This window comes from Herbaspirillum sp. RTI4 (assembly GCF_034313965.1).
GTDB lineage: Bacteria > Pseudomonadota > Gammaproteobacteria > Burkholderiales > Burkholderiaceae_D > Herbaspirillum.
This window is the reverse complement of the sequence record NZ_JAVIWQ010000002.1, coordinates 3600952-3622304: the sequence shown is the minus strand read 5'-3', so window position 1 is coordinate 3622304 and position 21353 is coordinate 3600952. Positions and strand designations below refer to the sequence as shown.

General features: G+C 55.0%; 21 protein-coding genes. 17 read left to right on the top strand and 4 right to left on the bottom strand.

The genetic code is table 11. The features are described 5' to 3' along the window. The first annotated feature begins 10 nt into the window (after nt 1-10). Genes fdhF through RGU70_RS16125 form a run of 3 tightly spaced genes read left to right on the top strand, consistent with a single transcriptional unit; the run spans nt 11 to nt 4011 of the window. On the top strand, nt 11-2905 hold the full coding sequence (gene fdhF, locus RGU70_RS16135; RefSeq protein WP_322210402.1) for a formate dehydrogenase subunit alpha: 2895 nt from the start codon (nt 11-13) through the stop codon (nt 2903-2905). After that, on the top strand, nt 2902-3753 hold the full coding sequence (fdhD, locus tag RGU70_RS16130; protein ID WP_416186536.1) for a formate dehydrogenase accessory sulfurtransferase FdhD: 852 nt from the start codon (nt 2902-2904) through the stop codon (nt 3751-3753). The genes fdhF and fdhD overlap by 4 nt, the downstream gene beginning before the upstream one ends. Nucleotides 3754-3789: 36 nt before the next feature. Then, complete coding sequence (locus RGU70_RS16125) at nt 3790-4011, top strand: formate dehydrogenase subunit delta (protein ID WP_322210401.1); 222 nt, start codon at nt 3790-3792, stop codon at nt 4009-4011. Between the two features lie 32 nt (nt 4012-4043). Here RGU70_RS16125 and RGU70_RS16120 read toward each other — a convergent pair whose 3' ends face one another. Beyond that, the gene (locus tag RGU70_RS16120; RefSeq protein WP_322210400.1) at nt 4044-4985 is read right to left on the bottom strand and encodes a hypothetical protein; all 942 of its coding nucleotides are present in this window, start codon (nt 4983-4985) and stop codon (nt 4044-4046) included. A 575-nt stretch (nt 4986-5560) separates the two neighbouring features. Between RGU70_RS16120 and RGU70_RS16115 the strand changes: the two genes are divergently transcribed. The 4 genes from RGU70_RS16115 (at nt 5561) to RGU70_RS16100 (ending at nt 10610) form a co-directional block, all read left to right on the top strand. Then, nucleotides 5561-6595: a hypothetical protein gene (locus RGU70_RS16115; RefSeq protein WP_322210399.1), complete on the top strand. Its 1035-nt coding sequence runs from the start codon at nt 5561-5563 to the stop codon at nt 6593-6595. Nucleotides 6596-6931: 336 nt separating this feature from the next. Next, nucleotides 6932-7687 carry an electron transfer flavoprotein subunit beta/FixA family protein gene (locus RGU70_RS16110; protein WP_322207645.1) on the top strand — a complete coding sequence of 252 codons (756 nt, stop codon included), beginning with the start codon at nt 6932-6934 and terminating at the stop codon, nt 7685-7687. Nucleotides 7688-7819: 132 nt separating this feature from the next. Continuing rightward, nucleotides 7820-8749: an electron transfer flavoprotein subunit alpha/FixB family protein gene (locus RGU70_RS16105; RefSeq protein ID WP_322210398.1), complete on the top strand. Its 930-nt coding sequence runs from the start codon at nt 7820-7822 to the stop codon at nt 8747-8749. A 70-nt stretch (nt 8750-8819) separates the two neighbouring features. Further along, a complete protein-coding gene (locus tag RGU70_RS16100) occupies nt 8820-10610 on the top strand; it encodes an acyl-CoA dehydrogenase (protein WP_322210397.1) in 1791 nt (596 codons plus the stop codon). Nucleotides 10611-10663: 53 nt separating this feature from the next. Here RGU70_RS16100 and RGU70_RS16095 read toward each other — a convergent pair whose 3' ends face one another. Then, complete coding sequence (locus tag RGU70_RS16095; protein WP_322210396.1) at nt 10664-11080, bottom strand: NINE protein; 417 nt, start codon at nt 11078-11080, stop codon at nt 10664-10666. A 347-nt stretch (nt 11081-11427) separates the two neighbouring features. On the opposite strand from RGU70_RS16095, the gene rpsP reads away from it, so the two are divergent. The 10 genes from rpsP (at nt 11428) to RGU70_RS16045 (ending at nt 18868) form a co-directional block, all read left to right on the top strand. Continuing rightward, nucleotides 11428-11685: a 30S ribosomal protein S16 gene (rpsP, locus tag RGU70_RS16090; protein ID WP_322210395.1), complete on the top strand. Its 258-nt coding sequence runs from the start codon at nt 11428-11430 to the stop codon at nt 11683-11685. A gap of 52 nt (nt 11686-11737) precedes the next feature. Then, nucleotides 11738-12310: a ribosome maturation factor RimM gene (gene rimM / locus RGU70_RS16085; RefSeq protein ID WP_322210394.1), complete on the top strand. Its 573-nt coding sequence runs from the start codon at nt 11738-11740 to the stop codon at nt 12308-12310. An 87-nt stretch (nt 12311-12397) separates the two neighbouring features. Next, nucleotides 12398-13159 carry a tRNA (guanosine(37)-N1)-methyltransferase TrmD gene (gene trmD / locus RGU70_RS16080; RefSeq protein WP_322210393.1) on the top strand — a complete coding sequence of 254 codons (762 nt, stop codon included), beginning with the start codon at nt 12398-12400 and terminating at the stop codon, nt 13157-13159. Between the two features lie 193 nt (nt 13160-13352). Then, a complete protein-coding gene (gene rplS, locus RGU70_RS16075) occupies nt 13353-13739 on the top strand; it encodes a 50S ribosomal protein L19 (protein ID WP_322210392.1) in 387 nt (128 codons plus the stop codon). A 135-nt stretch (nt 13740-13874) separates the two neighbouring features. Continuing rightward, nucleotides 13875-14546 carry a CoA pyrophosphatase gene (locus RGU70_RS16070; RefSeq protein ID WP_322210391.1) on the top strand — a complete coding sequence of 224 codons (672 nt, stop codon included), beginning with the start codon at nt 13875-13877 and terminating at the stop codon, nt 14544-14546. A gap of 122 nt (nt 14547-14668) precedes the next feature. Continuing rightward, on the top strand, nt 14669-15628 hold the full coding sequence (locus RGU70_RS16065) for a CobD/CbiB family protein (protein WP_322210390.1): 960 nt from the start codon (nt 14669-14671) through the stop codon (nt 15626-15628). A gap of 159 nt (nt 15629-15787) precedes the next feature. Further along, nucleotides 15788-16132, top strand: coding sequence for a DUF3579 domain-containing protein (locus tag RGU70_RS16060; protein ID WP_322210389.1), 345 nt, complete (start codon nt 15788-15790; stop codon nt 16130-16132). 68 nt (nt 16133-16200) lie between these two features. Next, complete coding sequence (gene fumC, locus RGU70_RS16055; protein WP_322210388.1) at nt 16201-17640, top strand: class II fumarate hydratase; 1440 nt, start codon at nt 16201-16203, stop codon at nt 17638-17640. Between the two features lie 183 nt (nt 17641-17823). After that, on the top strand, nt 17824-18198 hold the full coding sequence (locus RGU70_RS16050) for a hypothetical protein (protein WP_322210387.1): 375 nt from the start codon (nt 17824-17826) through the stop codon (nt 18196-18198). A gap of 130 nt (nt 18199-18328) precedes the next feature. Further along, nucleotides 18329-18868 carry a glycine zipper family protein gene (locus tag RGU70_RS16045; protein WP_322210386.1) on the top strand — a complete coding sequence of 180 codons (540 nt, stop codon included), beginning with the start codon at nt 18329-18331 and terminating at the stop codon, nt 18866-18868. A 227-nt stretch (nt 18869-19095) separates the two neighbouring features. Here the strand turns inward: RGU70_RS16045 and RGU70_RS16040 are convergent, their stop codons facing one another. After that, a complete protein-coding gene (locus tag RGU70_RS16040) occupies nt 19096-20469 on the bottom strand; it encodes an ATP-binding protein (protein ID WP_322210385.1) in 1374 nt (457 codons plus the stop codon). Continuing rightward, nucleotides 20469-21194, bottom strand: coding sequence for a response regulator (locus RGU70_RS16035; RefSeq protein WP_322210832.1), 726 nt, complete (start codon nt 21192-21194; stop codon nt 20469-20471). Before RGU70_RS16035 ends, RGU70_RS16040 begins: the two co-directional genes overlap by 1 nt. Between the last annotated feature and the right edge of the window lie 159 nt (nt 21195-21353).

Genomic DNA, 21353 nt, shown 5'->3' with positions numbered 1-21353 from the left:
GAATCTCATCATGAATCAACTTAACGATATCGACTACGGCACCCCAAAAAGTGCGTCCGAAAAACTGATCACGCTGGAAATCGACGGCGTATCGATTGAAGTGCCGGTCGGCACATCGGTCATGCGAGCGGCAGTCGACGCCGGTGTCAACGTGCCGAAATTATGCGCGACCGACAGTCTGGAACCGTTTGGCTCCTGCCGTCTGTGTCTGGTGGAAATCGCCGGTCGCAAGGGCTATCCGGCCTCTTGCACCACCCCGTGCGAACCCGGCATGAAAGTTGTCACGCAATCGCCCAAGCTGGCCGATATCCGACGCGGCGTGATGGAGTTGTATATCTCCGATCACCCGCTCGACTGCCTTACCTGCCCGACCAACGGCAATTGCGAATTGCAAGACATGGCCGGCACTGTGGGCCTGCGCGAAGTGCGTTACGGCTACGACGGGGCTAACCATCTGGATATGAAGAAGGATGAATCGAATCCCTACTTCACCTACGATCCTTCCAAATGTATCGTCTGCAACCGCTGTGTGCGCGCCTGCGAAGAAACCCAGGGGACGTTTGCATTGACTATCGACGGCCGTGGTTTTGAGTCGCGCGTGTCGGCCGGTCAGATGGATAGTTTCATGGAATCGGAATGCGTTTCCTGCGGCGCTTGCGTGCAAGCCTGCCCGACTGCAACGCTGACAGAAAAAACCGTCATCATGATGGGTCAGGCCGAGCACAGCAAGATTACGACCTGTGCTTATTGCGGCGTCGGCTGCTCGTTCAAGGCAGAAATGAAGGGCAATGAAGTGGTGCGCATGGTGCCGAATAAAGACGGACAAGCCAACCACGGTCACTCGTGCGTGAAGGGGCGTTTTGCCTTCGGTTACGCGACGCACAAAGACCGCATGCTCAATCCCATGATTCGCAAGAACATCACCGACCCTTGGCGCGAAGTATCGTGGGAAGAAGCGCTGGCCTATGCCGCCAGTGAATTCCGCCGTATTCAGAGCGAGCATGGACGCGATTCCATCGGCGGTATCACTTCCTCCCGTTGCACCAACGAAGAAACCTATCTGGTGCAAAAGCTGGTGCGCGCTGCCTTCGGTAACAACAACGTCGATACCTGCGCCCGCGTCTGCCATTCGCCGACCGGCTATGGTCTGAAGCAAACGCTGGGTGAATCTGCCGGTACGCAGACCTTCGATTCCGTCATGCAATCCGATGTGATCATGATCATCGGTGCCAATCCTGTAGCGGCACATCCGGTATTTGCGTCGCAAATGAAGCGTCGCCTGCGTCAGGGTGCCAAGCTGATCATTGTCGATCCGCGCACGACTGAACTGGTTCGCTCGCCGCACGTTCAGGCGGACTACCATCTCAAACTGAAACCCGGCACCAATGTCGCGCTGATTACGGCAATGGCGCATGTGATTGTGTCTGAAGGTTTGCAGGATGAAAGCTATGTCGCTGAACGCTGCGAAGAGCAATCCTATAAAGACTGGAAAGACTTCGTATTGAAGCCGGAAAACTCGCCTGAAGCCATGGCGGAAGTGACCGGCGTTCCCGCCGATGCTTTGCGCGGCGCGGCCCGTTTGTTTGCTACTGGCGGCAATGCAGCGATTTATTACGGCCTCGGTGTGACAGAACATGCACAAGGTTCGACCATGGTCATCGGTATCGCCAATCTGGCGATGGCGACCGGCAACGTCGGCCGTTTAGGTGTCGGTGTCAATCCTCTGCGTGGACAAAACAATGTGCAGGGTTCGTGCGACATGGGTTCTTTCCCGCACGAATTGCCAGGCTATCGTCACGTTTCCGATACCACCGTGCGCACCGAGTTCGAACAGGCATGGGGCGTTACGCTCAGCCCGGAACCGGGTCTGCGGATTCCCAACATGTTCGACGCCGCCATGGATGGCAGTTTCCTCGGCCTGTATTGCGAAGGTGAGGACATCGTTCAATCCGACCCTGATACTCAGCATGTGATTGCCGCACTGTCAGCCATGCAATGCGTGGTGGTGCAAGACTTGTTCCTCAACGAAACCGCCAAGTACGCGCATGTGTTCCTGCCCGGTTCTTCGTTCCTGGAAAAAGACGGCACCTTCACCAATGCCGAACGTCGCATTTCGCGCGTACGCAAAGTGATGCCGGCCAAGGCAGGCAAGGCGGACTGGGAAGTGACAGTCGCGCTGGCAGCCGCACTCGGTTATCCGATGAACTACAAGCATCCTTCGGAAATCATGGATGAAATCGCGGCACTGACACCGACCTTCAAGGGCGTGAGTTACGCACGTCTGGACAAGTTGGGCAGCATCCAATGGCCTTGTAATGACGATGCGCCGGAAGGCACGCCGGTCATGCACATTGGCCAATTCGTGCGCGGCAAGGGTAAATTCATCAACACCCAATATCTGGCGACGGATGAAAAAGTCACGCTGCGTTTCCCATTGATTCTGACGACGGGCCGGATTTTGTCGCAATACAATGTTGGCGCGCAGACACGACGCACTGAAAATATTCAGTGGCACAGTGAAGACCGCTTGGAAATTCATCCGCATGATGCTGAAGATCGCGGCATCAAGCAGGACGACTGGGTGGGCATTGAATCGCGTGCCGGTCAAACGGTATTGCGCGCCACGCTGACTGAGCGGGTGCAACCGGGCGTGGTGTATACCACCTTCCATTTCCCTGAATCGGGTGCCAATGTGATCACGACGGATAACTCCGACTGGGCCACGAATTGCCCTGAATACAAGGTCACGGCAGTGCAGGTGTTGCCGGTGCCGCAAAGTCTGGCCAAGTCAAAAACTTTGCCGGCGTCGGAATGGCAGCAGGAATTCCATCGGGTCAATCTTCAACAGTTGGATTTGTTGAAGGGCGAGCAAAGCGAGGCTGCACTGAGCACTGCCGGGAAATGACTCCGCTAGATTCAACCGCCACGCAAACCGTGGCGGAAGTGGACGTGTGGAACTGGCGCAAGGAACAGATTGGGCAGAGCGGGCAGATGCAGCCCGGTCGCGATCTGGTGGCGGAAGAGTGTGCCGTAGCTTTGGAATACAACGGCATTTCGCACGCGGTGATGATGGCGACGCCAGACGATCTGGAAGATTTTGCGCTCGGTTTTTCTTTGACCGAAGGCATCGTTGCCGACCGTAGTGAATGGTATGAGTGCGAGGTGGTTGACGGTGCGGAAGGCATGCAGGTGCAGATGCGCATCGCCAGCGAACGCTTCGTTGCATTGAAGGAAAAACGGCGCAATCTGACCGGGCGCACTGGTTGTGGATTATGCGGTGCGGAAACCTTGCAGCAGGCCGTACGGCATCCTCCGGCAGTGCGCAGCGACACCGCGCATTTCTCCGGCTTGACCTTGCATGCAGCACGGCTGGCAATGCAGGAACGTCAGCGATTGCAGCAACGTACTGGTGCGACGCATGCCGCCGCCTGGCTGGGTAGCGATGGCGAAATTGTCCTGCTGCGGGAAGATGTCGGCCGTCATAACGCGCTGGACAAACTGATCGGTGCGCTGGTTCTGCGCGATGTGGATTTTGCGTCTGGTGCGGTGCTCATTACCAGTCGGGCCAGTTATGAAATGGTGCAGAAAGCGGCGACCGTCGGTATCGGCATGGTTGCTGCGATTTCAGCGCCGACCGCGCTGGCGATCAGGCTGGCGGAAGAATGCAATGTGACGCTGATCGGTTTTCTGCGCGAGCAAAGCCATGCGGTGTATAGCGGACGGCAGCGCCTGATCGAGCTTGGCGGATCGTAGCTTTATTTGACTATGCAGTAATTCGGGAGCAACACAATGGACGTGCATAACCTGGTCAAAATGGCCAATCAGATTGGTAGTTTTTTTGAAACCATGCCTGACCGCGAACAAGCGATAGAGGATCTGGGAATGCACTTGCGCCGTTCCTGGGAAACCCGCATGCGGGTGGCCTTCATGAAATATATTGAGGAAGAGAACGGCGCTGGTTTGTCGGAGATCGTGCTGGAAGCGGTCAAGCGGCACAAAGCAATGGTGTGATGAAGTTCTGAGTTATCGCTGACGCTTTTTATTTACTCATAGTTATCGTAGATGACCGATAACTGCTTCAGACCGAGCAGGCCACGCCGTGCCAGCGAGTCTTTTTCGGAGACTTGCCATGTCAAAGAGGGGGCCTTGCTTTCGGCCTCCTGTCGTTTTGCAGTAGCGCGAATTTCTGATTCCGACACCTCATCCTTAGAAACAATTTCCCTGAAACTGATTTCGATCGTCTTCTCCTGGATGGCGGGTGAGCGCACGTATTCGGCGGCTTTTTTTCTGAGCGCAAAGAGAGCTTCGCGATCGGCCATTTTTATTGCCAACTGTTGCTCAGCTTCATCATCATAGACGCCGTTTTTTCCATTGTTTCCGATGGCTTCCTTTTGCATCTCCTGCAATTCTTCCAGCGTCAAATGCTCGTCAAGATCCAGTGCAGACTCACATTCGTTGAGATGCCATATTTCCAGCGGCTGTATGGGCTCCTCATCCGATTCCACCCAATAAAGATTTTCCCAGGCGCAGATTTTGAAATCTGATTTTTTTGCGGGGTTGCTGTTGTCGATATAAATAATATTGTTTTCCACGCGTTCCGGTTCTGACGTGAGCAATAGCACGACAGCCATCAGCATGGCCTCTTCCTTCAGATGCGCCTTGCTGATGTCGCATTTCACCAGCGCCAACGGGTCAATTTTTCCGAAACGGGCCTCTATTTCCGGTTGCTGCAGAAGTGTGCGCAGTCGGGCTTCTCCGGGAAATGCCTGTACGTGGCGGTAAATCTCTTTGCTCAACTGTTGCAGTGCTTTGCCTAGTGCCACGGCACATTCAAGAGCGAATTGTTTGACGAGGTGGTCGTCATTGTCGGCCCGGTATTGTTTGAGATGGGCGGAAACCGGCTGAGTGACTGGCGATTCAGTCGCTTGATGTGCTTGCTGTCGACTTGAAACGGGAGAGGTGCTATGCACATGGGTGACGGTCATAAATTACCTTTTTCTAATGTGATCGACAATGCTTTAGAGTCGTCTATTTCTTGGAGTCGTCGCAGATTTTTGAGCGATTTGAAGGATGAAAATTCAGCGGATAATTCTGATTGACCGACTGTGCGGCGCCAATGTACGGAGCCGCTGTACGGCCACATTTTTGGATGATGATGCGCCGTAATCAAATGCTTGTGTTTCATCCACTGCGATTATGTTGTTTGCTACATTTATTCAGAGCTTGTGGCGCTGGTTTTTTCTATCGCTATTTTGTATTTATTCTGGAATTGATGCGACACCTTAGTCGCGACTAATACGATCTAAGGGAATTATTTTTGCTGATCCACCAAAGTTGATGATAGAAGTTGCTGTGTGCGGCGAGGTGCCATGATGAAGGTTTGAGGAGCGGTTTTTTTTGCCGATGCTGTCGATGCGGATATGGGGAAAAATTGATAATTTTTATATCGAACCCATTCCGATGGGCTCTCTCAAAGGATGTCCCGATTGGCGTTGCTCTGTCGGGAAAGAATTGATCTTGTGACAATCTGTATTCAGACAGTCTGAAAAGGAAAATGCCGATGCCGCTATCAGGACCAAAGACCGGAAATAGCATCCCATTGCAATGCATGCCATGCGCTATAAAAAATATTACGTCTGACCATGTTGGGTCTGATAAAAAGTCCGCTTCATTACCGCTGACGAAACGGTTTATTGCCGCAAGAAATAATGCCCTCGGCGCTATCGTCCCGACCTTTTTTGGCGAAGCTACTTCCAGTGCGGCGCTTGCCTCCGGCATTAGTGTTGGCATTGCGGCAACACTCAATCAAAGCGCTGCTTCGCTGTTTGGAATTGGTATGGCGGCGGCGTTTATTGGGGCCGGGTGCGAGCTTGCTGCGGGGAATTTTATTGAGGACGTCCGGTGGCGATATACCGACGAACATAACAGGCTGACAGAAGGGCTCGATCATGCCCGCATGATTCTTTGCGTCGCGCATGCCGCGCTTGGCAATGCGGAATACCAGGAGGAAATTGCGTGGCTCAATGGGGTATTTTTCAAGCACGTTAAAACAGACGAAAAAGAGGTGTCGGACAACATCACCAGAACGATAGAAGCCGCCGATTTCATGAAAAAGAACATGCATAAATTCAGCGGTTTCGACTCGGAAAGCATACCGGCCGATGCCTTTGCATTGAAAGCGGCGTTAATGACGAACAGTTTTGTGACGCGCCATTTCAGGAAATACATTCACGTCAAAAACAGCTTTCTTAAAAATGCGTCGAAAGAGAACATTGCGCATCTCCTCATCCATGAACTGACCCACATTGCTCTGGGTACCAATGACATGGGCGGAAGCGCTCTTAGCGCGCCTGAAAAATTAATCGACATGCTTCACTACCTGAATAAGGTGCGTATCTCTCCATTGAGAAATGCGGAGGTCAATGCGCAATACATTGCCTACCTGAGCGATCTGGTGATGCATGGCGCAAGGTATAAGAAAAATAAAATGGCCTTGGAGGGAAGAAATCTCGAGGTGTTTATTGCTGCAACTATCAAGGCAGAGCCCTTGCATGCTGTGCCACAAAAACACCTGAGAAGGAAAAGTCTCGGCTAGTCATCATTTTTGGCTTTCAGGAAGAAACCCTTAGTGAGCGGTTGTGGGCATCGTCTGCCGTTGTGGCAGCTCCTGGCCGTAGCCGCGCTACGACGCGTCTCTGCGGTCAGGTAGTCACCACCGGCCTCATGTCCTGATTCGCAAATGGAACGTCAACAGGCCCCAGATATTTCAGAGCAAGTAGTTGTTCTTATTGCTTAGCTTGTTTGTATTTCGCAATCAAAAAGAACGATCGTGCATAATTCGAGGCGAGACTCCGATTTTCTTCTATAATTCGGTAGTTAACGTATACGTAAGCTGTTGCCGGTCAATATGAATTTTTTTGAGGATAGCGCAATGAAAATATTAGTTCCTGTCAAACGCGTGGTGGATTACAACGTCAAGGTCAGAGTCAAGAGTGACGGCAGCGGTGTCGACATTGCCAACGTCAAGATGGCCATGAACCCGTTCGATGAAATCGCGGTGGAAGAAGCGGTGCGTCTGCGCGAAGCGGGGATTGCGACCGAAGTCATCGTCATCTCGTGCGGCGTGACGCAATGTCAGGAAACGCTGCGCACCGCGCTGGCCATCGGCGCTGACCGGGCGATTCTTGCCGAAGTCGACGCCGGCGTTGACCTGCAACCGCTGGCCGTAGCCAAGCTGCTCAAAGCCATTGCCGACAAAGAACAACCGCAACTGATCATCCTGGGCAAGCAAGCCATCGACGACGATAGCAATCAAACCGGACAAATGCTGGCCGCGCTGCTGGGCTGGCCACAAGCCACCTTCGCCTCCAAGGTCGTGGTTGCCGACGGCCGCGCCAGCGTCACCCGCGAGGTCGACGGCGGACTGGAAACGCTTTCGCTCAAGCTGCCTGCGATCATCACCACCGATTTGCGCCTCAACGAACCGCGCTACGTCACGCTGCCCAATATCATGAAAGCCAAGAAAAAGACGATGGACATCGCCAAACCGGCCGATCTGGGAGTGGATGTCGAAGCGCGCGTGACCACGCTCAAGGTTAGTGAGCCACCGAAGCGCAGCGCTGGCGTGAAAGTGCCTGACGTCGCCACGCTGGTCGCCAAGCTCAAAACGGAAGCCAAAGTCATCTAAGTGCCTTACCCGCTCAGGAGCGGGCATCGCTCACGGATATTAATAACGGATATTACTAACGGATATCAAAACGGTTTGCCGCGCCGGGTTTTCATACCGCGCCACCGCACCCGACTACACAGAGGACACACCATGACCGCACTCGTCATTGCCGAACACGACAGCACCGGCCTCAAGGCCAGCACCCTCAACACCGTCACCGCCGCAATCCAGGCCGGTGGCGAGGTCCACATTCTGGTTGCCGGCCACCATGTTCAGGCGGTCGCTGCGGCGGCTGCCCAGATCGCCGGCGTGAGCAAAGTCCTACTGGCAGACGCCCCGCAACTGGCCGACGGACTGGCGGAAAACATCGCCGCTCAGGCACTCGCTATTGCCACTCAGTACAGCCACATCCTCGCCCCGGCCACTGCCTACGGCAAAAACATCCTGCCGCGCGTCGCCGCCGCACTGGACATGGCGCAAATCTCGGAAATCACCAAGGTCGACAGCCCCGACACGTTCGAGCGGCCGATCTACGCCGGTAACGCCATCGCCACCGTGCAAAGCCGGGACGCGATCAAGGTCATTACCGTGCGCACTACCGGCTTCGATGCGGCTGGCAGCGGCGGCAGCGCCACGATTGACAGCATCGACGCCGTAGCCGACGCCGGTATCTCGCAATTCGTCAGCCGCGAAGTCGCCAAATCGGACCGGCCGGAACTGACGGCAGCCAAGATCATCGTTTCGGGTGGCCGCGGACTAGGCTCAGCGGAGAATTTCAAGATATTAGAACCGCTGGCCGACAAGCTGGGCGCGGCTATGGGGGCGTCGAGGGCGGCAGTCGATGCGGGCTATGTGCCGAACGACTGGCAAGTCGGACAGACCGGCAAAATCGTCGCGCCGCAGCTGTATGTCGCTATCGGCATTTCGGGCGCGATCCAGCATTTGGCGGGGATGAAGGATTCGAAGGTCATCGTTGCCATCAACAAGGACGAAGAAGCGCCGATTTTTAGCGTGGCCGATTACGGGCTGGTGGCGGATTTGTTCGAGGCGGTGCCGGAGCTGGTTAAGCAGTTGGGGTAAAAAAACAGGCTTTGCCTCGGTGGCCTATTTCTGCCGCACTGACTGATAAAAATATTATCTGGAGAGACACATGAGTTATATCGCGCCATTAAAAGACATGCTGTTCGTGGTGAACGAACTGGCCGGATTGCCACTGATCACTGGTTTGCCTGGGTGCGCTGATGCGACCTTGGAAACAGTCGAGGCGATTCTGGAAGAAAAGTCGAAATTTTGTTCGGAAGTGGTCGCGCCGCTCAATCGTTCCGGCGACCAGCAGCCCAGCTACTGGCGCGATGGTGAGGTTACTACCAGCAAGGGCTTCAAAGAGGCTTTCAAGCAGTTCGGTGAGGCGGGTTGGCAGGGTGTGCAGCATCCTGAGGAATATGGCGGACAGGGCTTGCCCAAGCTGGTGGCGACGCCTTGCATAGAGATGTTGAATGCAGCCAATCTTTCCTTTGCTCTTTGTCCTTTGCTGACCGACGGCACTATCGAGGCTTTGCTGACTGCGGGGAGTGAGGAGCAAAAAGCGGTCTATCTGGCCAACCTCATCTCCGGGAAATGGACCGGGACGATGAATCTGACCGAGCCGCAGGCCGGTTCCGATCTGGCCGCGGTGCGCACACGGGCAGTGCCGCAGGACGATGGCAGTTACAAACTGTTCGGTACCAAGATTTACATTACTTTCGGCGAACACGACATGGCCGATAACATCGTCCATCTGGTGCTGGCCCGTACGCCGGATGCGCCCTTGGGCGTGAAGGGGATTTCCCTGTTCATCGTGCCCAAGTTCCTGGTCAATCAGGACGGTACTTTGGGTGCGCGCAATGACGTTCAGTGCGTGTCGATCGAACATAAGCTAGGGATTAAAGCCAGTCCCACGGCGGTATTGCAGTTTGGCGACCACGGCGGTGCGACCGGCATGCTGGTCGGGGCCGAAAATCGCGGCCTGGAATACATGTTCATCATGATGAATGCCGCGCGTTTTGCTGTCGGCATGCAGGGTATCGGCGTGGCGCAGAGGGCTTATCAGCAGGCGGTTGAATATGCCCGCTCGCGTGTGCAGTCGCGGGATCTGGACGGCTCTCCTGAGGCGGTGAGCATCATCCATCATCCTGATGTACGTCGCATGCTGATGAGCATGCGGGCCCAGATTGAGGCGGCGCGTGCGCTGGCTTACGTGGCGGCCGGGGCGTTTGATGTGGCGCATCATCATACGGATGCTGAGGAGCGCAAGGCCAGTCAGGCGCTGTATGAGTATCTGGTACCGATTGTGAAGGGCTGGTCGACTGAGCTGTCTATCGATGTTGCATCGACGGCGGTGCAGGTCCATGGCGGTTGTGGTTTCATCGAAGAAACAGGTGTGGCTCAGTATTATCGTGATGCACGCATTCTGACGATCTATGAAGGTACAACGGCCATTCAGGCCAATGATCTGGTGGGACGCAAGACTGCCCGTGACGGCGGTGCTACGGCTCGCACGCTGATCGCGCAGATGCGCCATACGCAAGCCGAATTGGCGACGCGCAAGAGTGGCGATTTGCCGCTCATCGCGGTGCGGCTGGGTGATGCCGCGCAAGCGCTGGAGCAGGTGCTGGACTATATCAATGCGAACGTCAAGAGTGATGCTAAGGGCGTGTATGCAGGCAGTGTGCCGTATTTGAAGCTGGCGGGGATTGTGCTCGGCGGCTGGCAAATGGGACGGGCGGCGCTGATTGCCGAGAAGAAATTGCAAGAGGGCAATGGCGATCTGCCGTTCTATGAAGCAAAAATGGTGACTGCGCGTTTTTATGCAGATCACTTTTTGCCGCAGGCGCAAGCCTTGTGTGCCGCGATTGTCGAGGGCAGTGGTTCGGTACTCGCACTCAGCGAGCAACAGTTCTGATGCCCGCTGCGGCGGCGTCCTTCATGTGAAGGTGCTGCCGCAGTCGTGGTCGTTTAGCCGAAAGCGCCGCCGGTAAAAAACAGATCGAAGCAGCGGGCAATCGTTGCGATCAATGCAAACGCCCCGACACCTACGGTTAGCACCAGAATTAATGCAAGTATCCAGTGAGACTCGCTGTGCTTGCCGGTGTTGGCGTTGTAGCGGGCATCCCATTTGTCGTCAGGCGTTAGTCCCAGTACCAGCGCCTCCAGGAAACCGCTCAACACGGACAATGCGAGGGGCATGCTCATGAACATGGGTTGCTGCTCAGGCAGGGCGGTCAGAAGCAACAGGGACAGCGCCGCCAGCGCGACGTGGAGCCATCCGAAAGCGTCTTTGAATCCATGCAGATAAAAACGGTGGGCTCCGACGCCCCCGAGCAGCGATGCAAGGAAGGTGGTCAGGGTTTTGTTCTTGTGTGTAGCAAGCATGCAACAGTACCTCTAAAGAAAATGCACTAACGGTGTTTTGTCATGTTGGCAGGGTGGACGCAGCCGCCTTGGCGTGGGTGCAGCGGTGAGCGCTGTAGTATAGAGCGGTACCTGGTAGCGGTCGGGCTTTAATTGTTTGCAGCAGCTTGCCGCTGGTTTGGGTGTCACGCAGAAAAAAGGGGGAAATTCGTCACCCCTTTTCCGGCTTTTGCATGCCTGGCAGCAATAAATTTGCCGGTGGCTGGTGAATAGATGAACAACAACTGAACTGCGGGAGTTGCGGCCGAGGCCGTATCCGGGCTATACTTTGCGGCTTTTTCCGTCTTCGAACACTTTTTGGAACCATTATGGTCGTTATTCGTTTAGCACGTGGAGGCGCAAAAAAGCGCCCGTTTTTCAATATTGTCGCTACTGATTCGCGCAACCGCCGCGATGGTCGCTTTATTGAACGCCTTGGATTTTACAATCCAGTGGCATCCGGTAAGGAAGAAAGCTTCCGTATCGCTCAGGATCGCCTGACACACTGGCAAGAAGTTGGCGCGCAATTGTCGCCTACGGTTGCCCGTCTGGTTGCCGATGCCGGCAAAAAAGCAGCAGCAGTCTGAAAATTGACCGCTTCTGTGTCCGGGTTTGGCATCAGGTGTCAGTGAGTAAGCAATGTTGGCAGTCGTGAAAATTCCTGACGATTTACAAATCGTCGGCTATGTGAGCGGCGCCTACGGCGTGCAGGGATGGGTGCGGATTAAACCGTATTCTGCCGATGCCGATGCCTTGCTGCAAACCAAAACCTGGTGGCTGGACAAGCCGGACATGCATGATGTGGATGTTATGCAGGTCAAGACTCACGGTGGCGATGTTGTCGCCAGCCTGATGGGTGTGACTGGTCGCGATGCTGCCGAAGCGCTCAAAGGCGCAGCGGTAAAAATCGCCCGCAGTCATTTCCCCGTCTTGTCCGACAATGAATTTTACTGGGTTGACTTGGTCGGTCTGAACGTCGTCAACCTGGAGGGCGTAGCCCTGGGGCAAGTCATGGATCTGATGGACAATGGCGCACATCCTATATTGCGTATTGTCGGGAAGATCTCTTCGGAGCCGGAATCCATTCCGGTCGAGACAAAAAAACAAGCGGTGCGCGAACCTGAAATACTGATTCCCTTTGTTGATCGCTTTATCAAAAGCGTCGACCAGGACACCAAGACGATTGTGGTGGAGTGGGGCCTCGATTATTGATCGAGGCAGTAATTTTCAGGTCGGACGTCGCCAGCGGTAAATCTTACGCATTCCATGTATTCGAACGAAAGAGGGAGAAGAGGCGGGATGCAATTTGATGTCGTCACGCTTTTCCCTGAAATGTTTGTCGCTATCACGCAGTCGGGGATTACTCGCCGGGCATTTGAGCAGCAAATATGCGAATTGAATGTATGGAATCCGCGCGATTTCACTGCTGATCGTCATCGTACGGTCGATGATCGCCCTTATGGGGGCGGTCCAGGCATGGTCATGTTGGTCAAACCCCTTGAGGCCGCGATCAACGCAGCCAAAGGCAGGCAGACGCAACGTGGTTTGCCAGCGCCACGAGTGATTTACATGTCGCCGCAAGGCGCGCCGCTCACCCACAGTAAAGTCATGGCGCTCAGCGCCGAGCCGGGTTTGGTCGTGCTGTGTGGGCGTTACGAAGCAGTCGATCAGCGTTTGCTGGATCGTTGCGTCGATGAAGAAATCAGTCTTGGCGATTTTGTTTTGTCCGGTGGCGAACTGCCGGCAATGGCCTTGCTGGATGCGGTTATCCGGCAATTGCCGCAAGCACTGCATGATGATGCTTCGGCAGTCGAAGACAGCTTCGTTAATGGTTTGCTGGATTGCCCGCACTACACGCGGCCGGAAGAATATGAAGGCGTGAAAGTCCCCGCAGTACTGCTCGGCGGCAATCATGCCGATATCGTGCAGTGGCGACGGCGGCAGGCACTGGAGGCAACGCTGCAAAAGCGGCCCGACCTGATTGTCAGCGCCCGCGCTGCAGGGCTGCTGAGCAAGTCGGATGAAAAATTGCTCAAAGAATTGTTGTCTCAGTCTTTGTAATCGTAGTTGCAAGTGCAGTTGTAAGCGTAGTGGCAGTAATTCTGCTTGTGGCAGCATCAAACAAGCAAAAATGCAATATAGACGGACGAAGGCGTCAAACCGCCTCGTTCAACATGTGAAACCCCATCCTCTACTGGACGAAAACACCAATGTGTCTTCAAACGTGCCAGCAAGATGGTCTTAGGAGTTAATAATGGATTTGATCCAGCAACTTGAGCAAGAAGAGATCGTTCGCCTTGCCAAAAACATCCCTGTGTTCGGCCCTGGCGATACCGTCATTGTCAATGTCAACGTAGTCGAAGGTACGCGCAAGCGCGCCCAGGCTTACGAAGGCGTCGTCATTTCGCGTCGCAATCGTGGTTTGAATTCCAACTTCATCGTTCGTAAGATTTCGTCCGGTGAAGGCGTAGAGCGTACATTCCAACTGTACTCGCCACTGATCGCTTCGATTGAAGTCAAGCGTCGCGGTGATGTCCGTCGTGCGAAACTGTATTATCTGCGTGAGCGTTCCGGTAAATCGGCACGTATCAAGGAAAAGCTGCCTAACCGTCGCAGCAATGCTGCAAAGACAGCCGCGTAATAGCGGTAGGTCAGCGAGCATCAAAAGGGCGTCTCAGGACGCCCTTTTTCGTTTCCTGATATGTGTGGCAGGCAACGATATAGTGGTGCAGCGGATAGGTTGGTGCAGTTTGTCGAGTTTCCTGAGGATATAGCGTTGTCCAGATTGTCTTTCGATCCCTTGCTCGTCCCTGTTGAGTCCATCGCAGGTGAGGCGCCTTTGATGGCGGAGCGTTTGTCGTCGGCCTGGTTGCGAGAGAGATTTGCCAATCCGCCCGAATGGTTTCCTGAAGGCAGTGATGAACAACGCGCCAGACAAGCCGGCAGAACGCCCTCTCCGGCAGCGGTACTGATTCCGATTGTCTTGCGCAGCGATGGGCCGACCCTGCTTTTTACACAGCGCACAGCAGATTTGAGAAATCATGGCGGTCAGGTCAGTTTCCCTGGCGGCCGCGTGGAAGCCGATGATCGCAGCGTTATCGACACGGCGTTGCGCGAAACAGAAGAAGAAATAGGTTTGCCGCGCAGCCAAATAGAAGTGATCGGCAGCCTGCCGGAATATTTTACGGGGACCGGTTACCGGGTAACACCTGTGGCGGCGCTGGTTCAACCGCCTCTGTCATTGACCCCGAATCCGGGCGAAGTAGCCGAAATTTTCGAGGTGCCTTTCGCTTTTCTCATGAATGGCATGAATCATGAGCGCCGCACGATTGTGCTGGAGAGCGAATTCGGCAGCCGCACCTTTTACACCATGCCGTATCAGCGATTTTTCATATGGGGCGCAACGGCAGGTATGTTGCGCAACCTGTTTCACTTTTTACGAGCCTGAATTTTGACCGGCGTCCCGGTTCCGCGCAAATCGGAGGGACGGTCGGGCAGTGACTATTCGTTTGATTCCGTGACTGCGCTGCGTTATCGTAGCGTCTGTCGAGTGCATTTTAAGGTAGCCTGATGACTTTTCTTTCCATCCTCTTCGCACTTCTGATCGAACAATTAAAGCCCCTGAGGGCAGATAACCCCATTTACGCCTCCATCAAGATGCTGGCAGCGCGTATCGAATCCTCTTTCAACGCCGGACAGGCCCGGCATGGCCGACTGGCCTGGATCGTGACCATTCTGCTGCTGATATTGCCAACTGCCCTGATCTATTGGGTCCTCATGCATATCAGCCCCGTCCTGGCATTGATCTGGAACGTCGTGATCGTCTATCTGACATTGGGATTCCGGCATTACAGCCACTACTTCACTTCGATACAGCTAGCATTGAATAACGGAGATGAAATCGCTGCCCGCGCACTTTTAGCCGATTGGTTGAAGCAGGACACCTCCGCGCTGGATGTCAGTGAAATTTCCCGGCTGGCGGCAGAAAAAGCATTGATCACGACGCATAGAAATGTTTTCGGCGTATTTTTCTGGTTCCTCATCCCGATAGGGCCTGCCGGGGCCGTTTTATACCGGGTTGCTGAATATCTGTCGCGCGCTTGGAGTGAGCCGGAGCATATGAAAAACGAGCAGTTCGGGCGCTTCGCTGCGCGCGCGTTTTACTGGATCGACTGGGTTCCTGCCCGTATGACGGCGGCTGCGTTCGCCGTGGTCGGCAACTTCGAGGATGCGGTGTATGTCTGGCGCAATTTCGCTGATCGCTGGCAGGATGAAACTGCGGGGATTATTTTGTCGGCTGGCGGCGGTGCAATCGGCACCCGTTTCGGCACTCCGCAACAGGCCGCGTCGGATATGGCTTTGCCGGCCGATGCCGCGACCGTCGATTCCCTCGACGAAGAATCCGACGGTTTGCCCGGTGATACCCCATCACCGCGGACGCTGCAAAGTATTGTCGGACTGGTCTGGCGCGCTCTGCTATTGTGGATGTCCATGCTGCTTTTGCTGTCGGTAGCGGTCTGGCTGGGTTAAGTCCCCGCCCGATCTGGCGGCCCGATTTCAGTCATCATCTGAGTCAAGGCTATTTCCTGGGTCTTATATAAGATATAATACTCAGGTATTCAGTGCCCTCCGCTGCAGTCTGGCTGGTCGGTCAATTTATGTGACAAGCTATAGAGGAGGAATGCATGCATGTCGGATCCTGCTGACACTTCTAAGCCTCCTGCACAAGAATTCTTTATCCTGGGTCTGACTCAGGATGGCAAACAATTCCGTCCCAGCGACTGGGCTGAGCGCCTCTGCGGCGTCATGTCCTGCTTTCGTCCTACCGGTGCAGGTGGACGCAATGCCCACCTCAAATATTCTCCTTATGTCGTGCCGACCATGATCAATGGCGTGCGCTCTGTGGTCGTCAACCACGCACTACGCGAACTTGAACCGCTGGCCTACCACTTCGTTGTCAACTTCGCGCGGGATAATGATTTGCAAGTAGTCGATGCTTGCCTCTTGCCCGAGCCCGGCGCGAGCAAAACCTAGTCGCGATATTTGCTGCTTACCTATGGCGAGCAGCAACAGCAGCTACAATTCTTTTTACTAAGGATCGCATGAGCGCAGACCACGACCAGCGTGCGCCGCAAGCCGGCAACGACCCCACCAGCAGAACTGAACGCGACAGCTTTGGCACCATTGATGTGCCGGCTGAGCGCTTGTGGGGCGCGCAAACGCAGCGCTCGCTACAGTTTTTCCATATATCTTCGGAACGTATGCCACCCGAGCTGATCGTCGCACTGGCCGCCACCAAGCGCTGCTGTGCGCGTGTCAATATCGAACTGGGTGGACTGGAGCCGCGCAAAGCCGCCGCGATTATCGCCGCCGCCGACGAAGTCATCGAAGGCCGTCATCCTAACGAATTTCCTTTGTCCATCTGGCAGACCGGTTCCGGTACGCAGAGCAACATGAACATGAATGAAGTACTGGCCAATCGGGCATCCGAGTTGCTGGGCGGCATGCGCGGAGAAGCGCGGCTGGTGCATCCGAACGACGATGTCAATCGCGGCCAGTCGTCCAACGATATATTTCCGACCGCCATGCATGTCGCTGCCGTACTGGCCATTGCGAATCGCCTGCTGCCGGCGATGCACGCGCTGCGCAGCACACTGGTCGGCAAAGTGACCGAGTTCAAAGATATCGTCAAGATCGGACGTACCCATCTGCAAGACGCGACTCCACTGACGCTGGGCCAGGAATTTTCAGGCTATGTTGCCCAACTGGAGCATGCAGAAAGAGCCATCATTGCTACCTTGCCAGCGTTAAGCGAACTGGCCGCAGGCGGCACAGCGGTCGGTACCGGACTCAATACGCACCCGATGTTCGGCGCCCGTGTGGCCGCAGAACTGTCTCTCGCTTACTCATTCCCGTTCAAGACAGCCACCAATAAGTTTGCAGCACTCGCCGGACACGAAGCAATGCTGGCTGCCCACGGTGCCTTCAAAACACTCGCAGCTGCATTGATGAAAATCGCCAACGATGTGCGCTGGATGGCCTCCGGCCCGCGCTCAGGGCTGGGAGAAATCAGCATCCCGGAAAACGAACCCGGCAGTTCCATCATGCCCGGCAAGGTGAACCCTACCCAATGCGAAGCGCTGACCATGCTGTGCTGCCAGGTATTCGGCAACGATGTGGCGATCAATTTCGGCGGCGCTTCGGGTAACTTCGAGCTCAATGTATTCAAGCCGCTGATCATGCACAATTTCCTGCAAAGCGCCCGCATGCTTTCCGACGGTATGCAAAGTTTCAACGATCATTGCATTTCCGGTGTGCGTGCCAACCAGGAACGGATTGCCGATCTGATGGAGCGCTCACTGATGCTGGTGACTGCGCTGGCACCGCACATCGGTTACGACAAAGCCGCGCAAATTGCCAAACATGCGCACAAAGAAGGATTGAGCCTGAAGCAGGCAGCAGTGGGGCTCGGCTTTGTTACCGAGCAGGAATTTGTCACCTGGGTGCAAGCCAAAGCCATGACGCAACCCGGTCTCACCTGAGGCACCCTGGGGGCTTGTCTTTATACATTTCTTTACGCATACAAAGAAGAAGTGAAATGGGTTACCAAATGAAACAAAGACAGCTTGTACCAGAGGGTCTGCGTATATTAGGAAATGCGTGTATTGAGCAATTTATACGACGCAGTCTTATCTTCTTTGTGCAAGCGTATCCGAGGTGACAACATGAAAAAAACAGCATTATCCGGATTACTGGCCACTGGCCTGGCCGTGGTCATGACATTGGCCAGCGCCAATGTATTCGCGCAGCATTGGCATGGTGGTGGCCCACGATTTTACGGTGGTGTCACCATCGGTGGCCCGTATTGGGGGCCCGGACCTTATTCCCCTTACTATTACCCGCCGCAACCTATCATTATTGAACGGCCGGTTTATCAGGCACCGGAAGTCTATGTCGAGAAAGCGCAGCCAGCACCCGACTACTGGTATTTCTGCAAAGAATCCAACGGTTACTACCCCTATGTTCAGAGTTGCGCTCGCGGATGGATGAAGGTCGTGCCTAGCACGACGCCGGGCAACGACGGAGCGCCGCCGCGATAAGTAACTGATAAGCTCAATAAACATAAAGAATTCCTGATAAGCAACTGAGCAGCCCTGTTGATACCTGCTCAATCCACTTCCTCAGTGGTTCTTTAAAGATAAACAACAATAGAAAACAGAGAGTCCCATCGTGAAATCAATTTATAAACTCGCGGCGCTGGCCGGCGCATTGGTACTTGGCGGCTGTGTGTCAGCGCCAACCGGTCCGAGCGTCATGGCGATGCCGGGTTCAAACAAGTCATACGAACAATTCCGTGAAGACGAAGCGGTTTGCCAAAGCTATGCGCAGCAAGCCACTGCCGGTAATGCAAAGGCAACGCAAGATGCGACCGTCAACAGCGCAGCCGTCGGCACTGTCGTCGGTGCTGTGGCAGGGGCGTTGATCGGTGCCGCCTCCCATCAGGCAGGCGCGGGTGCGGCAATTGGTGCTGGTGGTGGTTTGCTGGTTGGCAGTGCTGCTGGCAGCAATGCCTCGTCGAACGGCAATTACGGCACACAACGCCGTTTCGATTCTGTCTACCTGCAATGCATGTACAGCAAGGGCAATCAGATCCCGAGCCGCGATCGTTACGTGCGTCGTGAAGCACCGACTTATCAGGCGCCACCGCCGCCATCGGATTACGATGGCCCGTCCACGCGCTATTACGGCACGCCTCCCGGCTATCGCTGATCGGAACTACTGTTTAAGCTAGTGCGCAGCGCATCTAAGGGCTGCAAAGATTAAAAATGGCCACAATACTCAGTACTGTGGCCATTTTTACGTTGAAATCACACCACTCACGCCGCCGACTCAGTGGTTCTGATGCGAGTGCGATGAAGCGCTAAGTGCAGAATAATTTAACCTCTAGGCTTCTTCGCCTGTCCTTGCGCTGGGGACTGCACTTACCCACAGATGCCTCAATTTTTAAGCGGCGCTATCGGCAAACTGAGCGTCGCCACCAGCCCACCCGCCGAGTGGTTTTTCAGCGTCAGTGTCGCGAGATTATTTTCCGCAATATTGCGCGCAATCGTCAGTCCCAGTCCTGTGCCGCCGGTATCGCGCGATCTGGAAGTTTCCACCCGATAAAACGCATCGAATGCCGCATCCAGCTGATCTTCGGGGATGCCCGGACCAGCATCGTGAAGGGTAATGACAATCCGTCCGTTTTCTTCAATGCAACTGACCTCGGCCCGCTGGCCGTATTTAATCGCGTTGTCCAGAAGATTGGTCAGGCAGCGCCTCAAAGCACTCGGTTGCCCGATGATCTGCTGCCGCGTGCTGCCTTGCAGTTCTACCTGATGGCCGGCGTCGCTGGCGTCGGCGCACACGCTGGCCAGCAGCGAGTCGATATCCAGTCGCTGCATTTTTTCCGACGAATCATCCATGCTGCGCGCCAGATCCAGACCTTCGCGCACCATGCCTTGCATCACGGCCAGATCGTCAATCAACTTGATACGCAATTCCTCATCGCCGACTTTTTCCAGCCGCAAACGCAGTCGCGTCAGGGGTGTTTGTAAATCATGTGTAATCGCCGCCAGCATATGCGTGCGATGCTGAATCTGCCGTCGTATCCGTGCCTGCATGGCATTAAAAGCGCGGGCTGCCAGTTTGATTTCAGTGGGGCCGGTTTCTTCCAGCGGTGGCTGATCAATGTCGCGACCCAAGGCCGTTGCCGCCGTCGATAAGCGCTGAATCGGGCTGGCTGCCATCCGCGCAACGGCATACGCAAGTGCAGCAATCAACACCAGAAACAAAATGGTGTAGGGGCCTGGATAGGGCAGCGGCAGTCCGCCATTTTGCGCAAATGGCGGCGGCAAATCGCTGGGAATATGCAGCTTGATTTTCAATAACTTGCCGTCGTCTAGCCCGACATAAACGAGACGGCATGTTTCCGGCCTTCGATGGCCGCTGGCATCAATGCCATTGTTTCGATTGCAGCTCGTTTCGCGCTGCCCGATGACGGGACGCTGTGTGCCAAAGCGTCCTTTCAGGATATCGATCAGCGCATCGCTATCGTCGTTGCGCAGCTGATCGTCGGCCGCCACCATTTCCACATCGAAACCGAAATTGCGCGCCGCTTGCAAAATAGCCTGACGTACTTGCGGCGTCTGATTATCGAGTGCGAGCACAATTTGCTCAACGCGTTCAGCGGCATGCTGCACACGAATGTCTCGCAGCACTCCCTTGCGTTCATTATTGGCCAGCCAGATGGTGACCAGCGTGGCAACCAGAATCCCTGCCAGTAAAATCAAAAATACCCGATTGGCGATCGATCCAAAAAAATGACGCATCAGGGTTGCTCCGCCGAAACGCCGGCGGCCAACACATAGCCTTCATTACGCACGGTCTTGATGATGGTCGGGGTACGCGCATCGTCCCCCAGTTTCTGGCGCAAGCGACTGATCTGGATGTCGATGGAGCGATCGAAAGGGTCGGCCTCACGTCCCTGTGTCAGCTCCAGCAGTTGATCGCGATTGAGTACGCGATTGGGATGATCGAGAAATACTTTCAGTATCTTGAATTCTGCACCGGAAAGCGCCACCACTACGCCTTCGGGATTGAGCAAATGACGCGCCGTCAGGTCCAGCGCCCAACCAGAAAAATACAAAGTCTGTAATTGTTCTGCTGCCATGTTCGGCGGTAGCGCATGGGTGCGGCGCAGTACGCTGCGGATGCGCGCAAACAATTCGCGCGGTTCGAAGGGTTTAGCCAGATAATCATCGGCCCCCATTTCCAGGCCCAGAATGCGATCCAGCGGCTCGCCGCGCGCAGTCAGCATGATGACGGGGATGGACGATTGGGCGCGCAGGTTGCGACAAAGCGTCAGGCCGTCTTCGCCGGGCAGGGTCAGATCCAGCACGATCAGATCGACGCGCGATTCCGCCAGCACCTGTCGCATGTCGTGGCCATTCGTCGCAGTCAGTGTGCGAAAACCGTTGGCGTCCAGATATTCCGCCAGCAAGGTGCGGATATCGCGGTCGTCATCGACGACCAGAATGTGTGAGGTGGTATCCATAGTCTGCATTATGCCCAGTCCTCTGGAACGGCAGGACGAAATTTGTATAGTGATATGACAAGCCTCGCGCCTGATACATGCAGATACACAATGGGCGCCAGAAGCGACAAAACGATACAAATCATGCGCTCTGCGACAAACCCCCGTTACACAGTTCCG

What these genes read in the sequence shown, in the direction of transcription:
- fdhF (WP_322210402.1), top strand. Translation starts at nt 11, where the DNA reads ATGAATCAACTTAACGATATCGACTACGGCACCCCAAAAAGTGCGTCC.
- fdhD (WP_416186536.1), top strand. Translation starts at nt 2,902, where the DNA reads ATGACTCCGCTAGATTCAACCGCCACGCAAACCGTGGCGGAAGTGGAC.
- RGU70_RS16125 (WP_322210401.1), top strand. Translation starts at nt 3,790, where the DNA reads ATGGACGTGCATAACCTGGTCAAAATGGCCAATCAGATTGGTAGTTTT.
- RGU70_RS16120 (WP_322210400.1), bottom strand. Translation starts at nt 4,985, where the DNA reads ATGACCGTCACCCATGTGCATAGCACCTCTCCCGTTTCAAGTCGACAG.
- RGU70_RS16115 (WP_322210399.1), top strand. Translation starts at nt 5,561, where the DNA reads ATGCCGCTATCAGGACCAAAGACCGGAAATAGCATCCCATTGCAATGC.
- RGU70_RS16110 (WP_322207645.1), top strand. Translation starts at nt 6,932, where the DNA reads ATGAAAATATTAGTTCCTGTCAAACGCGTGGTGGATTACAACGTCAAG.
- RGU70_RS16105 (WP_322210398.1), top strand. Translation starts at nt 7,820, where the DNA reads ATGACCGCACTCGTCATTGCCGAACACGACAGCACCGGCCTCAAGGCC.
- RGU70_RS16100 (WP_322210397.1), top strand. Translation starts at nt 8,820, where the DNA reads ATGAGTTATATCGCGCCATTAAAAGACATGCTGTTCGTGGTGAACGAA.
- RGU70_RS16095 (WP_322210396.1), bottom strand. Translation starts at nt 11,080, where the DNA reads ATGCTTGCTACACACAAGAACAAAACCCTGACCACCTTCCTTGCATCG.
- rpsP (WP_322210395.1), top strand. Translation starts at nt 11,428, where the DNA reads ATGGTCGTTATTCGTTTAGCACGTGGAGGCGCAAAAAAGCGCCCGTTT.
- rimM (WP_322210394.1), top strand. Translation starts at nt 11,738, where the DNA reads ATGTTGGCAGTCGTGAAAATTCCTGACGATTTACAAATCGTCGGCTAT.
- trmD (WP_322210393.1), top strand. Translation starts at nt 12,398, where the DNA reads ATGCAATTTGATGTCGTCACGCTTTTCCCTGAAATGTTTGTCGCTATC.
- rplS (WP_322210392.1), top strand. Translation starts at nt 13,353, where the DNA reads ATGGATTTGATCCAGCAACTTGAGCAAGAAGAGATCGTTCGCCTTGCC.
- RGU70_RS16065 (WP_322210390.1), top strand. Translation starts at nt 14,669, where the DNA reads ATGACTTTTCTTTCCATCCTCTTCGCACTTCTGATCGAACAATTAAAG.
- RGU70_RS16060 (WP_322210389.1), top strand. Translation starts at nt 15,788, where the DNA reads ATGTCGGATCCTGCTGACACTTCTAAGCCTCCTGCACAAGAATTCTTT.
- fumC (WP_322210388.1), top strand. Translation starts at nt 16,201, where the DNA reads ATGAGCGCAGACCACGACCAGCGTGCGCCGCAAGCCGGCAACGACCCC.
- RGU70_RS16050 (WP_322210387.1), top strand. Translation starts at nt 17,824, where the DNA reads ATGAAAAAAACAGCATTATCCGGATTACTGGCCACTGGCCTGGCCGTG.
- RGU70_RS16040 (WP_322210385.1), bottom strand. Translation starts at nt 20,469, where the DNA reads ATGCGTCATTTTTTTGGATCGATCGCCAATCGGGTATTTTTGATTTTA.
- RGU70_RS16035 (WP_322210832.1), bottom strand. Translation starts at nt 21,194, where the DNA reads ATGGATACCACCTCACACATTCTGGTCGTCGATGACGACCGCGATATC.